14 protein-coding genes are annotated in these 13,709 nt (G+C 68.1%); 8 read left to right on the top strand and 6 right to left on the bottom strand.

Going from position 1 to position 13,709, the window contains the following annotated elements:
- A partial coding sequence (locus tag SGR02S_RS13070; RefSeq protein ID WP_156483075.1) for an ABC transporter permease occupies positions 1-1,277 on the top strand: 1,277 nt, incomplete at its 5' end.
- A 9-nt stretch (positions 1,278-1,286) separates the two neighbouring features.
- Here the strand turns inward: SGR02S_RS13070 and SGR02S_RS13065 are convergent.
- From SGR02S_RS13065 to thrS, 4 genes are all read right to left on the bottom strand, one after another.
- The gene (locus SGR02S_RS13065) at positions 1,287-1,652 is read right to left on the bottom strand and encodes a type II toxin-antitoxin system VapC family toxin (RefSeq protein WP_067110504.1); all 366 of its coding nucleotides are present in this window, start codon (positions 1,650-1,652) and stop codon (positions 1,287-1,289) included.
- Positions 1,649-2,098: a DUF7662 domain-containing protein gene (locus SGR02S_RS20590; RefSeq protein ID WP_255211476.1), complete on the bottom strand. Its 450-nt coding sequence runs from the start codon at positions 2,096-2,098 to the stop codon at positions 1,649-1,651. Before SGR02S_RS20590 ends, SGR02S_RS13065 begins: the two co-directional genes overlap by 4 nt.
- Before the next feature lie 77 nt (positions 2,099-2,175).
- Positions 2,176-2,937: a sulfite exporter TauE/SafE family protein gene (locus tag SGR02S_RS13055; protein ID WP_067110498.1), complete on the bottom strand. Its 762-nt coding sequence runs from the start codon at positions 2,935-2,937 to the stop codon at positions 2,176-2,178.
- Positions 2,934-4,937, bottom strand: a complete 2,004-nt coding sequence (gene thrS, locus SGR02S_RS13050) for a threonine--tRNA ligase (RefSeq protein ID WP_067110495.1) — start codon at positions 4,935-4,937, stop codon at positions 2,934-2,936. The genes SGR02S_RS13055 and thrS overlap by 4 nt, the downstream gene beginning before the upstream one ends.
- A gap of 149 nt (positions 4,938-5,086) precedes the next feature.
- On the opposite strand from thrS, the gene SGR02S_RS13045 reads away from it, so the two are divergent.
- The 7 genes from SGR02S_RS13045 (at position 5,087) to SGR02S_RS13015 (ending at position 9,717) form a co-directional block, all read left to right on the top strand.
- Positions 5,087-5,491, top strand: a complete 405-nt coding sequence (locus tag SGR02S_RS13045) for a MerC family mercury resistance protein (RefSeq protein ID WP_067110493.1) — start codon at positions 5,087-5,089, stop codon at positions 5,489-5,491.
- 117 nt (positions 5,492-5,608) lie between these two features.
- On the top strand, positions 5,609-6,409 hold the full coding sequence (locus tag SGR02S_RS13040) for an alpha/beta fold hydrolase (protein WP_067110491.1): 801 nt from the start codon (positions 5,609-5,611) through the stop codon (positions 6,407-6,409).
- A gap of 9 nt (positions 6,410-6,418) precedes the next feature.
- Positions 6,419-6,856: an acyl-CoA thioesterase gene (locus tag SGR02S_RS13035; RefSeq protein WP_067110489.1), complete on the top strand. Its 438-nt coding sequence runs from the start codon at positions 6,419-6,421 to the stop codon at positions 6,854-6,856.
- 23 nt (positions 6,857-6,879) lie between these two features.
- The gene (locus SGR02S_RS13030) at positions 6,880-7,317 is read left to right on the top strand and encodes a VOC family protein (RefSeq protein ID WP_067110487.1); all 438 of its coding nucleotides are present in this window, start codon (positions 6,880-6,882) and stop codon (positions 7,315-7,317) included.
- A gap of 1 nt (position 7,318) precedes the next feature.
- A complete protein-coding gene (locus SGR02S_RS13025) occupies positions 7,319-8,410 on the top strand; it encodes an NAD(P)H-dependent flavin oxidoreductase (RefSeq protein ID WP_067110485.1) in 1,092 nt (363 codons plus the stop codon).
- A gap of 67 nt (positions 8,411-8,477) precedes the next feature.
- The gene (gloB, locus tag SGR02S_RS13020) at positions 8,478-9,206 is read left to right on the top strand and encodes a hydroxyacylglutathione hydrolase (protein ID WP_067110483.1); all 729 of its coding nucleotides are present in this window, start codon (positions 8,478-8,480) and stop codon (positions 9,204-9,206) included.
- Positions 9,207-9,270: 64 nt separating this feature from the next.
- Positions 9,271-9,717 (top strand): hypothetical protein, encoded by a 447-nt coding sequence (locus SGR02S_RS13015; protein WP_255211475.1) that lies wholly within the window; start codon positions 9,271-9,273, stop codon positions 9,715-9,717.
- 400 nt (positions 9,718-10,117) lie between these two features.
- On the opposite strand, the gene SGR02S_RS13010 is transcribed toward SGR02S_RS13015, so the two are convergent.
- Together SGR02S_RS13010 and ggt are read right to left on the bottom strand one after the other, a co-directional pair.
- Positions 10,118-11,947: an AMP-dependent synthetase/ligase gene (locus SGR02S_RS13010; protein WP_174521662.1), complete on the bottom strand. Its 1,830-nt coding sequence runs from the start codon at positions 11,945-11,947 to the stop codon at positions 10,118-10,120.
- Positions 11,948-12,009: 62 nt separating this feature from the next.
- A complete protein-coding gene (gene ggt, locus SGR02S_RS13005; protein WP_067110513.1) occupies positions 12,010-13,701 on the bottom strand; it encodes a gamma-glutamyltransferase in 1,692 nt (563 codons plus the stop codon).
- Positions 13,702-13,709 lie beyond the last annotated feature (8 nt).

Below are 13,709 nucleotides of genomic sequence, written 5' to 3'. Positions count from 1 at the left end.
TCGCGGTCGCGACGGCGCGCGAGCCGCTGTTCGCGCTGGGCTTCGTCGCCGCGGCCGCCGCGCTGCTCGTCGTGCTGGTCGGGCTCGGCTGGCTGGTACGGCGCGTCGCGAGCCGCCTCCCGCGACCGCACCGCCCGCTGCCGCGCCTCGCCCTCGCCAATCTCCACCGCCCCGGCGCCGCGACCGGCGCGCTCGTCGTCGCGCTCGGGCTCGGCCTCACCCTGTTCGTCGCGCTCGCGGCAATTCAGACGAGCATCACGGCGGAGATCGCGCGCACCGTGCCGCAGCGAGCGCCGAGCTTCTTCATCCTCGATATCCCGCGCGACGGCGCCGCCGATTTCCGATCGCTGGTGACGCGCGCCGATCCCGATGCCGCGATCAACATGATCCCGGCGCTACGCGGCAGCGTCACCGAGTTCCGGGGCCAGCGCGTCGACGAACTGGCCGAACTGCCGGAGGGCGCATGGGTGCTACGCGGCGACCGCGGCCTGACCTACAGCGCCACGTTACCCGCGGGCAGCACGCTCGTTGCCGGGCGTTGGTGGGACGCGGGCTATCGGGGCCCACCGCTCGTCAGCGTCGAGCAGGAGGTCGCGGCGTCGCTGGGGCTGCGGCTCGGCGACACGCTCGGCGTCAACGTGCTGGGGGTCGAGGTGCAGGCGAAGGTCGCCTCCTTCCGCACCGTCGATTGGGAGAATTTCGGGCTCAACTACGTCCTCGTCTTCTCGCCCGGCACCTTCGACGCGGCGCCGCACAACATGGTCGCGACCGTGGCCGTGGGACCGACGGCAGAGACCGAACTTTCGCGGAGCGTGCCGCGCGCCTTTCCCTCGGCCTCGCTGATCGCGGTGCGCGACGTCGTCAGCCAGGTCACGACCCTCCTCACCCAGATGAGCCAGGCGATCGCGGTCGCGGCAAGCATCGCGATCCTCGCGGGCATCGCGGTGCTGATCGGCGCGATCGCCGCCAGTCGCGAGCGGCGCGTCTACGACAGCGTGATCCTGAAGCTGCTCGGCGCGACGCGCGGACAGATACTGGGCGCGCAGGCGCTCGAATATGCGGCGCTGGCCGGCATCGTCGCTTTGCTCGCGCTGGGGCTCGGGCTCGCCGCGGCCGCCTATGTCGTCGTCGAGCTGTTCGATTTCACCTTCGCGCCCGATCCGCTGGTCGTCGGGCTGACCCTGCTCGGCGGCGCCGGCCTCGCCTTCCTGATCGGCATCGCGGGAAGCTGGCCCCTGCTCTCGGCCCGCCCCGCGCAGGCGCTGCGGAGTCTGTGACCGCTCCCTTCACGGGCGATACGAGCACCCAAGACGCTTGGCGTGGTCGAACAGCCGCTTGTCGAGGGTCCATAGCCGCACGCCCGATTCGCCGGCAACCGATGCCAGCAGATGAGCATCGACCATGCCCAATCCGGTAGCGAACAGGCGGTGATCGGAAATGAATGCGAGCAGGCGACTATGATCGACGACGGGCATCGGAGGAAGGTAGGCCAGCATCGCGATGAATCTCGCCCGCTCCGCAAGCGATCCCAGCGCCAATTCGGCGGTGACGAACGGATGCTGGCATACCTCCCCCTCGGACAGGGCAAGGGCAAGCGCTGCATTGGCGCGGCGCAGATGATCGATCCAGACCGACGTATCGACTAATATCATACAGAGGGTCGTTCGCGCGGCGGCGCGGCCGCATCGGGCATCGTTCCCCCCATCAGCGCCAGCGCCCGGCCGGCTTCGCGCTGAAGCAGCGCAGACACCGCCGCGCGTTCGAGCGCCTTGCGGTCGCGAATGCCACTGATCCGCGCGGCTTGGTCCCACAGGTCGTCATCCGCGACAGCGCGCCCAGCGCGGCTATGGTTTCTCACCCGTTCGAAGCGGACCCGTCCGCGTTGCTGGTCGATTTCGCGCGTTTCCCATCCGGCATCGATCCACGCCTTCGCCTGGCTATGATGGCCGCGAAACTGGTTAGCCCACCATGCACGGTGCTGGTGCGCGCTCGGAGGAAGCTTGAAGCGAAGAATCTTTTCGATTTCGGCGAAGGTCGCGTCCCAGCTATCATCCGGAACCGTCGCCAGAAAATCGGCAAGTGGCCGATATTTTCCCATGATCGTCACTCCATTTCGTAGCCAGAATAGTTCGAAACTATTTTTATGCCAAGAAAACTATTCTCCCGCTGAAACGGTCAGTTCAGCAGCCGCACCACGGCGGAGACGGCGGCAACGCCCAGCACGACCGCCACCATCGCCTGCCAGACATGCGGCGCCACGCGGCCGAAGTGGCGGCCGCCAAGCCGGTTGCCCAGCCACATCGGCAGGAACAGCAGCACGGCCAGCAGGAACAGCCGCCACGTCGCCAGCCCGACCCACATCGACGCGAGCGTCCCGGCGATGGCGGTCGCAAAGAAGATCAGCAGCATCGACGCCCGCGCGACGCGCGGTTCGAGGGGACGACGGTAATAGAAGGGAACGACCGGCGGCCCCGGCATCGCCGCAAAACCCGTCAATATCCCAGCGGCGAACCCGGTGCCCCCGATTGCGAGCCGACCCGGCTGGTGCCCCTCGGGCTGTTTGGGCAGCAGCACCGCGACGAAGGCGCCCACCGCGACGCTGGTGATGAGCAGCCGCGCGACATCGGGCGTCACGCCTTTCAGCGCCAGCATCCCCAGCGGCGTCGTGACCACCGCGATCAGCGCGATCGGAATCGCGCTTGCGCGGTCCGAATCGTGGATGATCGGCCCCAGCCCGACCGGACCGATCAGCAGTTGCAGCAGGATGCCCAGCGTCACCGCCTGCGCCGGCGCGATGATCAGGCCGAGCAGCGGCACGAGGATGATCGCCATGCCGAAGCCGGTGAGCCCGCGCACATAGGCGGCGCCGAACGTCATCGCCGCCGCCCCCGCGATCGTCAGCGGCGCGAGGCCGACCAGATCGTCGAGGCCCGTCAAGCGGGCCGCAGGTCCGGCGGCGTCGCCTCGTCCTTCAGCATCGCGATCGCCTCGGCAAGCGGCAGGATACGCTGGCCGTCCTGGCCGAGGGTGCGGACCGCGACCGTCCCTTCCTCGGCCTCGCGCTTGCCGACGACGAGGAGGTAAGGAACCTTCGCCAGGCTGTGTTCGCGCACCTTGTAATTGATCTTCTCGTTGCGCAGATCGGTCTCGACGCGGATGCCCGCGGCCGCAAGCTGCGCCGTGGCGCCCGTGGCATAATCGTCGGCGTCGCTGACGATCGTCGCGACCACGGCCTGCACGGGCGCGAGCCAGGTCGGGAAGCGACCCGCATAATGTTCGATCAATATGCCGATGAAGCGCTCGTAGCTGCCGAAGATCGCGCGGTGCAGCATGATCGGCCGGTGCCGCTCGCCGTCCTCGCCGATATAGCTGGCGTCGAGCCGCTCGGGCAGCACGCGGTCGGACTGGATCGTGCCGACCTGCCACGTCCGCCCGATCGCGTCGGTCAGGTGCCATTCGAGCTTGGGCGCGTAGAAAGCCCCCTCGCCCGGCAGTTCCCCCCAGCCATAGTCGTCGGTCGCGAGCCCCGCGCGCACCACCGCGTCGCGCAATTCGGCCTCTGCGACGTCCCAGATCTCATCGCTGCCGAAGCGATTGTCGGGCCGCAGCGCGAGCTTGATCGCATAGGAGAAACCGAAATCCTTGTAGATGCGGTCGGCGAGTTGGCAGAAGCTCTGCACCTCGTCGATGATCTGGTCCTCGCGGCAGAAGATATGCGCGTCGTCCTGCGTGAACTGGCGCACGCGCATCAGCCCGTGCAGCGCGCCGTGCGGTTCGTTGCGGTGGCAGCAGCCATTCTCGTAGATGCGCAGCGGCAGGTCGCGATAGGATTTGATCCCCTGGCGGAAGATCAGGACGTGCGCCGGACAGTTCATCGGCTTGAGCGCCATCCATTCGGCGGCGTCGGAGACGAGCGGGCCCTCGTCCTCGGTGTTCGGCACCTCGTCGGGGATGACGAACATATTCTCGCGATACTTGCCCCAATGGCCCGACTGCTCCCACTGGCGCGCGTCCATCACCTGCGGGGTCTTGACCTCCTTGTAGCCCGCGCCGTCGATCGCGCGGCGCATATAGGCCTCGAGCTCGCGCCAGACGATATAGCCCTTGGGGTGCCAGAAGACGCTGCCGTGCGCTTCCTGCTGGAGGTGGAACAGGTCCATCTCCTGCGCCAGCCGGCGATGGTCGCGCTTCGCGGCTTCCTCCAGCTTGTGGAGATGCGCGTCGAGCTGCTTCTTGCTCAGCCAGCCGGTGCCGTAGATGCGCGTCAGCTGTGCATTGCGCTGATCGCCGCGCCAATAGGCGCCCGCCACCCGCATCAGCTTGAACGCCTGCGGATCGACCTTGCCCGTGCTCGCGAGGTGCGGGCCGCGGCACATGTCGAGCCAGTCGTCGCCCGACCAATAGACGGTCAGATCCTCGCCCTCGGGCAGTTCCTTCGCCCATTCGGCCTTGAAGACCTCGCCGTCCTTTTCCCACTTGGCGATCAGGGCATCGCGGCTCCAGACCTCGCGGCGCAGCGGCTTGTCGGCGCGGATGATCTCGCGCATCTTCTCCTCGATTGCGGGCAGGTCGTCCATCGAGAAGGGTTCGCGGCTGTCGGGCGCCTTCACGTCATAGTAGAAGCCGTCGTCGGTCGCGGGACCGAAGGTGATCTGCGTCCCCGGCCACAGCGCCTGCACCGCCTCGGCCAGGATATGCGCATAGTCGTGGCGTACGAGTTCGAGCGCGTCGGCCTCGTCGCGGCTGGTGATGAGCGCGAGGCTGCTATCGACCTCCAGCGGGCGCATGATGTCGCGCACCTCGCCGTCGACACGCGCGGCAAGCGCGGCCTTCGCGAGCCCGGGGCCGATATCCGCCGCGATCTGCGCCGGGGTCGTGCCGCGCGCGACTTCTCGGGCAGAGCCATCGGGAAGGGTGACGCGGATCATCTCGGACATTGGGAAATCGGCCTTTCTGGCGAGGGAAACTGCGCCCCTTTGCCAGCATGCGATATGGGCGGCAAGGGGCGGATTCGCAATCGGGGTTGCAATGATACAGTGTATCATTATGGAGGCGGCACGCATCGCCACCGCGAAGGATTCGCCCCATGTGCATTCCCGTCCCCCGTTCCCGCGTCGCCGACCTTGCGGGAATCACCCTCTCGTTCGGTTGCCTCGTCCATTGCCTTTTGCTGCCGCTGCTCCTGCTGCTGGCGCCGGCGCTCGCGCCGTGGCTCGGCCTGCCCGAAAGCTTTCATGCCGCGGTGCTGCTGCTGGCGCTGCCCGCGGCGTGGATCGCGATGGCCGGCGGCTGGCGGCATCATCGCCGACGGCTGCCCGCGATACTGGCAGCGGCGGGCTTGTTGCTGCTGACGCTGGGGCTGGCGGCGCACGGGCAATGGATCGCGCTTGGCGATTCCGAGACCGCCGACAGGCTGTTCACCTCGCTCGGCGCGCTGAGTCTCGCGAGCGCGCACGGCCTCAACTGGCGGTTCCGCCATCGCCGCGGATAAATCGGCGGCTCCGGGGGGCAGCGGGGGCGGAGAGCTTGCAGGCCCCCTGCACGCGGGCTAGGGGCAGCGGGTCTCGATATTCGATCCGCCGCCGCCAGAACAGGAACCGCCCCGTCCATGGAGAGACAACAGCTCCCTCCCCTCCCCGTTGCCGGCACAGCCGCAGCGCCCGCCTGGCTCGATCGGCCGGGGCGACCGCGCCTCGCCTATCGCCATGTCGCTGGCGCGGGACCGACGATCGTCTTCCTGCCCGGCTATATGTCCGACATGGCGGGCGGCAAGGCAACGGCGCTGCTCGCCTGGGCGGCGGCGGAAGGGCGCGCCTGCCTGCTGCTCGATTATGCGGGATGCGGATTGTCCGAAGGTCAGTTCGCCGAACAGACGCTGCTCGACTGGCGCGGCGACGTGCTCGACCTGATCGACGCGAAGGTCGAAGGGCGCGTGCTGCTCGTCGGATCGTCGATGGGCGGCTGGCTGATGCTGCTGACGGCGCTCGCGCTGACGCAGCGCGACGGGCCGCAGCGCGTCGCGGGCCTCGTCGGCATCGCCGCGGCGCCCGATTTCACCGAATGGGGTTTCAGCGACGCCGAAAAGGCGATCATCCGCACAGAGGGCGCGCTGATCGAAGATACGCCCTACGGCGACCAGCCCTATGTAACGACGCGCGCCCTCTTCGAATCGGGCGAAGCGAACCGGCTGCTGGATGGCACGATCCCCCTTACCTGCCCGGTCCGTCTGCTCCACGGGCAGGAGGACGGCGACGTCCCGCCCGACATCAGCCTGCGCCTCGCCGCGGCGCTGGCGAGCGACGACGTGCAGGTGACGCTCGTCAAGGGCGGCGATCACCGGCTGTCGCGCGACGGCGACATAGCCCTGCTCATCGACACGGTCGCGCGGTTCGCGGCCCATCCAGCCTGAAGGACAACCATGGCCCGCAGCGACTTTCGTTTCCACGTCACCAAGCGCGTCCGCTATGCGGAGATCGATGCGCAGGCGGTGGTGTTCAACAGCCGCTATCTCGAATATTTCGACATCGGCGTCACCGAATATTGGCGCGCGGCGGGCGTCTATGACCGCTGGCCGGATCACAGCAGCCCCGAATTCCACGTCGCGCGCGCGGAGGTCGATTACAAGGCGCCGATCCTGCTCGACGAAGAGATCGACATCTGCGTCCGCGCCGAGCGCGCCGGGCGCAGTTCAATGACCTTCCTGTTCGAGCTGCACGGCAAGGGCAAGGACGAGCTGCGCGCCGCCGGGCGGATCGTCAATGTCCACGTCGCAGAGGCGCGCGGGGCGGCTTCGCCGGTGCCGGAGGCGTTCCTGGCGTTGTTCGAAGCGTTTGAAGGACGGGCGTTGCGCGCCTAGGGTCCTGATCCTAGACAGGTTTCATGGTTCAATATCTCCACACGATGATCCGGGTCACCGACCCCGACGCCACCATCGCCTTCTTCAAGCTGATCGGGCTCGAGGAAGTGCGCCGCTTCGACAGCGAGCAGGGCCGCTTCACGCTGATCTTCCTCGCCGCGCCGGGACAGGCGGGGATCGCCGAGGTCGAGCTGACGCACAACTGGCCGCCCGAGGACGGCAGCGCCCCCGAAACCTATACGGGCGGCCGCAATTTCGGCCATCTCGCCTATCGCGTCGACGACATCTATGCGACGTGCCAGCGGCTGATGGACGCCGGGGTGACGATCAACCGTCCGCCGCGCGACGGGCATATGGCGTTCGTGCGCTCGCCCGACGGCATTTCGGTCGAGCTGCTGCAGGACGGCCACCTGCCGCCGCAGGAACCCTGGGCGTCGATGCCGAACGTCGGAAGCTGGTAGGGTGTCCGGCTGGCCCGATCGCCGGTTGACCGGGCTGTTCGGGACGCGGCATCCGATCGTCCAGGCGCCGATGGCGGGCGCGACGTCGACCGACATGATCGTCGGCGCGATGGCCGGGGGCGCGCTCGGATCGCTGCCGTGCGGCATGCTGACCCCCGACGGCGTCGCCGCGGCGGTGGCGGCGATCCGCGAGCGGAGCGACGCGCCGCTCAACCTCAACTTCTTCTGCCACCGCCTGCCGCCCGCACCCGACACCGCGGCATGGCAGGCAGCACTGGCATCCTATTATGCCGAATATGGCATCGCCGACGCCGCCCCCCCGCCGCCGCTGCGCGCGCCGTTCGACGCCGCGATGGGCGAAGCGGCGGTCGCGGCGAAGCCCGCGGTCGCCAGCTTCCATTACGGCCTGCCCGACGAGGCGCTGCTCGCACCGCTGCGCGCCGCCGGCATCGCGATCGTGTCGAGCGCCACCACCGTTGCCGAGGCGCGACACCTAGCGGCGCGCGGCTGCGACGCGATCATCGCCATGGGTTATGAAGCGGGCGGCCATCGCGGCTGGTTCCTGGGCGAAGAACCGGACAGCCAGATCGGGACGATGGCGCTGGTGCCGCAGGTCGTCGACGCCGTCGCCTGCCCGGTCATCGCGGCGGGCGGCATCGCCGACGCGCGCGGGGTTGCCGCCGCGCTGATGCTCGGCGCGGCGGGGGTGCAGATCGGCACCGCCTATCTGTTCACCGAAGAGGCGCCGATCAGCGCCGCGCACCGCCGCGCGCTGAACGGGCCGGAGGCCGAAGCGACGTTGCTTACCAACCTGTTTTCGGGCGGCGTCGCGCGCGGCATGCGCAACCGGCTGGTCGCGGAACTGGGGCCGATGGTCGACGCCGCGCCGCCCTTCCCCCATGCGTCCGCCGCGCTCGCACCGCTGCGCAAGGCGAACGAAGCGCAGGGCGGCGGCGATTTCTCGCCGCTGTGGGCGGGACAGGCGGCACCGCTGAGCCGCGCCGGCACCGCCCGCGCCCTGACCGAGCGACTCGCCAGCGAAGCGCTCGCGCGGCTTGACGGAAGCGGATCGCACCCGCCACAATCGCGCTGACGCCAAGGCCGGCGGCCGCCCGCTCCGTCATCAGGGCAAGAGGCCGGACCGCGAAGGAGAAAAGAGCATGGCTGCGCTCGACATCGTCCGCATTCCCGTCCTCAGCGACAATTATGTCTGGCTGGTCCACGATCCCGAAAGCTTCGAGACGATGGTGGTCGACCCGTCGGTCGCCGATCCGGTGCTGGCCGAAGCCGACCGGCGCGGCTGGCCGATCACCGCGATCTGGAACACCCACTGGCACCCCGACCACACCGGCGGCAACGCCGATATCAAGGCGAAGACGGGCTGCGAGATCATCGCCCCCGCCGCCGAGCGCGAACGCATTCCGACCGCCGACCGACTGGTGAAGGACGGCGACCGGGTACGGCTGGGATCGCATGTCGCCGACGTCTGGGACGTGCCCGCGCATACGGCGGGCCATATCGCCTATCATTTCGCCGACGACGCCGCGATCTTCGTCGGCGACACGCTGTTCGCGATGGGGTGCGGCCGGCTGTTCGAGGGAACGGCCGAGCAGATGTTCGCCAACATGCAGCGGCTCGCGACGCTCGACGACGCGACGCGCGTCTATTGCGCGCACGAATATACGCTGTCGAACGCGCGCTTCGCGGTGACGGTCGATCCCGAAAACCGGGCGCTCGCGGACCGCCTTGTCGCGGTCGAGGCGGCGCGCGCCGCCGGCGAGCCGACGGTGCCGACGAGCATCGGCGCGGAACGCGCGACGAACCCCTTCCTGCGCGCGCCCACCGCCGCCGAGCTCGGGCGCATCCGCGCGCTCAAGGATGCCGCGTGATGCGACGGCTTCAGCGCGCATTCATTATCCCCGGCGCATCGTGCCGAATGCAAGGAGTCCGATCATGGCCAGGCTGAATCCGTTATGTGCGGCGGCGCTGATCGGCGCGATGCCGCTGATCGCGAGTTGCGCCCCCGCCGGCAGCGCCGATGCCGGCGCCGCGGCGCTGACCCCGAAACAGAGCCGGACGCTCGACAAATATCTGGCCGGCAAGGTCGCGGGCGAGCCGGTCCGGTGCCTGCCGCACTATGCGAGTGCCGATACGATCCGCGTGTCGGACGACATATTGCTCTATCGGCAGGGAAGTCGCATCGTCTATCGCAACGACCTGAAAGGCCGCTGCCCCGGCCTCGCGCGCGACAGCGACATCATGGTGGTGCGCCAGTTCGGCACCCAGACGTGCAGCGGCGATTTCTTCCACCTGGTCGACCGCGGCAGCGGCATCCGCGGACCGACGTGCGTCTTCGGCGATTTCATCCCCTATCGCAAACCGGTGGGGGACGAAGGCTGAGCCGAAAGGCCCGGCCGCAGGCGGGGTTCGGTTTGCGCCGAGCTCTCGGGTCGCAGCCCCGCCTGCTCCGATGAAAAGCCATGCTTTTCGTTAGACCATGACGACATGAGACGGACTCGTCATTGCGAGCGGCGAAACCGCGCGGCAATCCAGAGCATGCATAAACCGCCCTGGATTGCTTCGCTCCGCTCGCAATGACGAAGTGGGTCAACCCAAAGTCATCAGAGTCCGAAACACCGTGCCATAATGTGTCTCGTTCCGTCCGAAGGATATATACGCCAAACGAGTTCAGGGTAACGGAAGGAAGCCGAACCCGGATTCCCGCAGACCATGGACTCTTTCCGACCCGTCTGCGCGGGGACACGGCCTGCTTCGTTCAAAGACATTCACGCAGCAGGCATCACCCCCGATACAGCGCCGCGATCTTGTCGGCATAGACCTGCTTCAGCACGTGGCGGCGGATCTTCATCGACGGCGTCATCTGTTCATTCTCGATCGTGAAGGGTTCGTCGGCGAAGTCGAACTTGCGCACCTTCTCGATCACCGAGAGCTGGGCGTTGACCCGGTCGACCGCAGCGCGGATCGCGGCGCGGAATTTCTCGTGCTCGCGCAGCAGCTTCAGGTCCTTGGGTAGCCCTTCCGCCTCGGCCCATTCGTCCATCCACTCGGGATCGGGAACCAGCAGGCCGACCAGGTGCGGGCGCTTGTCGCCATAGACCATCGCCTGCAATATCTCGGGCTGGAGTGTCAGCATCCCCTCGACGCGCTGCGGCGAGACATTGTCGCCCTTGTCGTTGACGATCAGGTCCTTCTTGCGGTCGGTGATGACGATGCGGCCCGCCTCGTCGATATGACCGATGTCGCCGGTGTGCAGCCACGGCCCCTTGTCGGGCTCGGCCGGATCGGGGACCAGCACGCGCTCGGTCTCGGCCGGGTTGCGCCAATAGCCCTTCATGACCAGTTCGCCGCGCACGCAGATCTCGCCGTCGTCGGCGATCCGCACCTCGGTATTCATCAGCGGCGGGCCGACCGTGTCCATCTTCAGCCCCGCCGCGGGGCGGTTGCAGCTGATCACCGGCCCCGCCTCGGTCTGGCCATAGCCTTGCAGCAGGGTCAGGCCGATCGAATGGAAGAAGACACCGATTTCGGGGTTCAGCGGCGCGCCGCCCGACACCAGCGCCTTCATCCGGCCGCCGAAACGCTTCTGGATCTTCGGGCGGAACAGTTTGTTGAGCAGCAGGTCGACCGGACGGTCGAGCACGCCCATGCGCCGCTCATAATCCTTTTCGCCGACGCGCAGCGCCTGGCTCAGCATCCAGTTCGCCAGCTTGCCCTGCTTTTCGACCGCCTTGATCATCCGCGCGCGGATCACCTCGAACAGGCGCGGGACGACGACCATGATCGTCGGCCGCGTCTCCTCGATGTTCGAGACGAGCTTTTCGAGCCCCTCGCTGTAATAGATTTGCGCGCCGACCATGATCGGCAGGAACTGTCCGCCCGAATGCTCATAGGCATGGCTGAGCGGCAGGAAGGACAGAAACACCTCCTCGTCACCGATGCCGAAATCATTGACCAGCACTTCGGCCGCGCCCGCCGCATTGTGCAGGATCGCGCCATGATGCTGCATCACACCGCGCGGCGCGCCGCCGGTGCCGCTGGTGTAGATGAGGCAGGCGGTGTCGTCGCGCGTCATCGCCAGGCCCCGCGACTTCGCCTCGTCCAGATGCGCCTCGCCCCCCGTGACCAGCGGGTCCCAGTCGTGGATCGCGACATTGCCCTGCTGGCCGACGCGCAGGCTTTCCATGCTGATGACCAGCCGCACGTTCGAGCGCAGCACCGCGGGCATCAGCGTCCGCGCGAGTTTGGCGGTGGAGACGATCACCGCGCTGGCGCCGCTGTTGTCGAGGATATGCTGGTGGTCGCGCTCGGTATTGGTGGTGTAGGTCGGCACGGTGATGCACCCCGCCGCCATGATGGCGAGGTCGGCGATGCAGAATTCGGGGCGATTCTCGCTGACCAGCACAACGCGGTCGCCGTCGCGCAGCCCCAGCCGGCGCAGATTGTATGCCAGTGCGGCGACCTGGTTCGCGACCTGCCGCCACGACAGCGGCTGCCAAGCGCGATCGGCCTTGCGCCACAGGAAAGGCGTCTCGCCGCCCCGCTCGGCGCGGTCGAAGAACATCGCGACGAGACTGGGGAAATGGTCGAGATGGGGGTTTTCCAGCTTCATTCCTCTACTCTCCCAGAGAGGTTGGATCGTTTGTTATCGCCCGGAGCGGGAAAGGCCACGCATCACCCCTGCGGCGGCGAGCCGTCGACCGACGCCGATCCGGGGCCGCGCGGATCGGCGGCGCCGTGCCAGACGCCGTCGACGCGCTGCGCCGCGTTGAGTTTCGATCCCAATTCGGTCGGCGTGAAGGCATAGCCGAAGGGCTGCATCTTCGCGGCGATCGCCTTGCCCGCCGCATCGTCCTCGATCAGCACGCCCTGCTGGCCGAAGAACAGGTTCGGCAGCGCGATCGCATCCTCGGCCGACAGGCCCCAGTCAAGCACGCCGATCAGCGTCTTGGTCACGTGCATGATGATGCGCTTGCCCCCCGCCGATCCGACCGCGAGCACGACCTTGCCGTCGGGACCATAGACGATCGTCGGCGACATCGACGACAGCGGCCGCTTGCCCGCCTGCACCCGATTGGCTGCGGGCGCGCCGCCCTGCACCGGGCTGTGGTCGAAATCGGTCAGCTCGTTGTTGAGGAAATAGCCGTTGACGTTGAGGTGGCTGCCGAAAATGCTCTCGACCGTCGAGGTCATCGAGGCGACGTCGCCGGCGCGGTCGACGACGACGAAATGCGTCGTGCCATGTTCGGCGACCGGCCCCGAAGTGGTGCGCGGTTCGGCCCCCGGCGGGTTGCCCGCTTCATAACGGCCCGCCGCGCCGAAGGGCGAGATGAGTTGGCGCCGCCCGGCCAGATACGCCTTGTCGAGCAGCCCGGCGACGGGCACCGAAACGAAATCGCCGTCGCCCAGATATTTGGCGCGATCGGCATAGGCAAGCTGCATCGCCTCCGCCAGCAGGTGCCAGCTCATCGGGTTGTCCTTGCCCATCGCCTTCATGTCCCAACCTTCGAGCAGGCCGAGGATGCCGAAGACGGTGGTCGCCCCCGACGAGGGCGGCCCCATGCCGCAGACCTTGTAGACGCGGTAGGTGGTGCACACCGCCGGCCGGTCCTTCGCCCGATAGGCGGCGAGGTCCTTCGCGGAGATCTGCGCCGGGTTACGCTTCGATCCGGCGACCGCCGCGCTGATCGCGCGGGCATTGGCGCCGATATAGAAGGCATCGGGGCCGCGCGCCGCCATGTCGCGGAGCAGCGCGGCGTAGGCGGGGTTGCGGATCGTCGCGCCGACCGGTGCGGGCTTGCCGTCGATATAATAGATCGCGCGCGCGGCGGGGAAATCCTTCCACAGCTCCTCGAACCGGACCAGCCAGTTGTGGAGGACCGGTGTCACCTGATACCCCTCCTCCGCCAGCCTGATCGCGGGCTGGAACAGCGCCTTCCATTCGAGCTTGCCCCATTTCCCGTGCGCCATTTCCATCAGGCGGACGTTGCCCGGCACGCCGACCGACAGGCCGCCCGGCACCACCTCCATGAACGGGCGCGGCTTACCGTCGGCCCCCAGGAAGCGGTCGGGCTTCGCCGCCGCGGGCGCGGTTTCGCGGCCGTCGATCGTCGCGATGCTGTCGCTCGCGGCGTCGTGATAGACGAGCAGCCCGCCGCCGCCGACCCCGCTCGACTGCGGCTCGACGAGGGTCAGGACGAGCATCATCGCCATCGCCGCATCGGCGGCCGAACCGCCGTCGGCGAGGATCGCGCGCCCCGCCTCGGTCGCGCGCGGGTCGGCGGACGAGGTCACCCCCTGCGCGACGGCGAGGGAGGGAACGGCAAGGACGAAGAGGCTGAGCGCGGCAAGGAGTCGTTTGATCATGCGCGCGA

This window comes from Sphingopyxis granuli NBRC 100800 (assembly GCF_001591045.1).
GTDB lineage: Bacteria > Pseudomonadota > Alphaproteobacteria > Sphingomonadales > Sphingomonadaceae > Sphingopyxis > Sphingopyxis granuli.
This window is presented reverse-complemented; position numbering and strand designations above follow the sequence as displayed.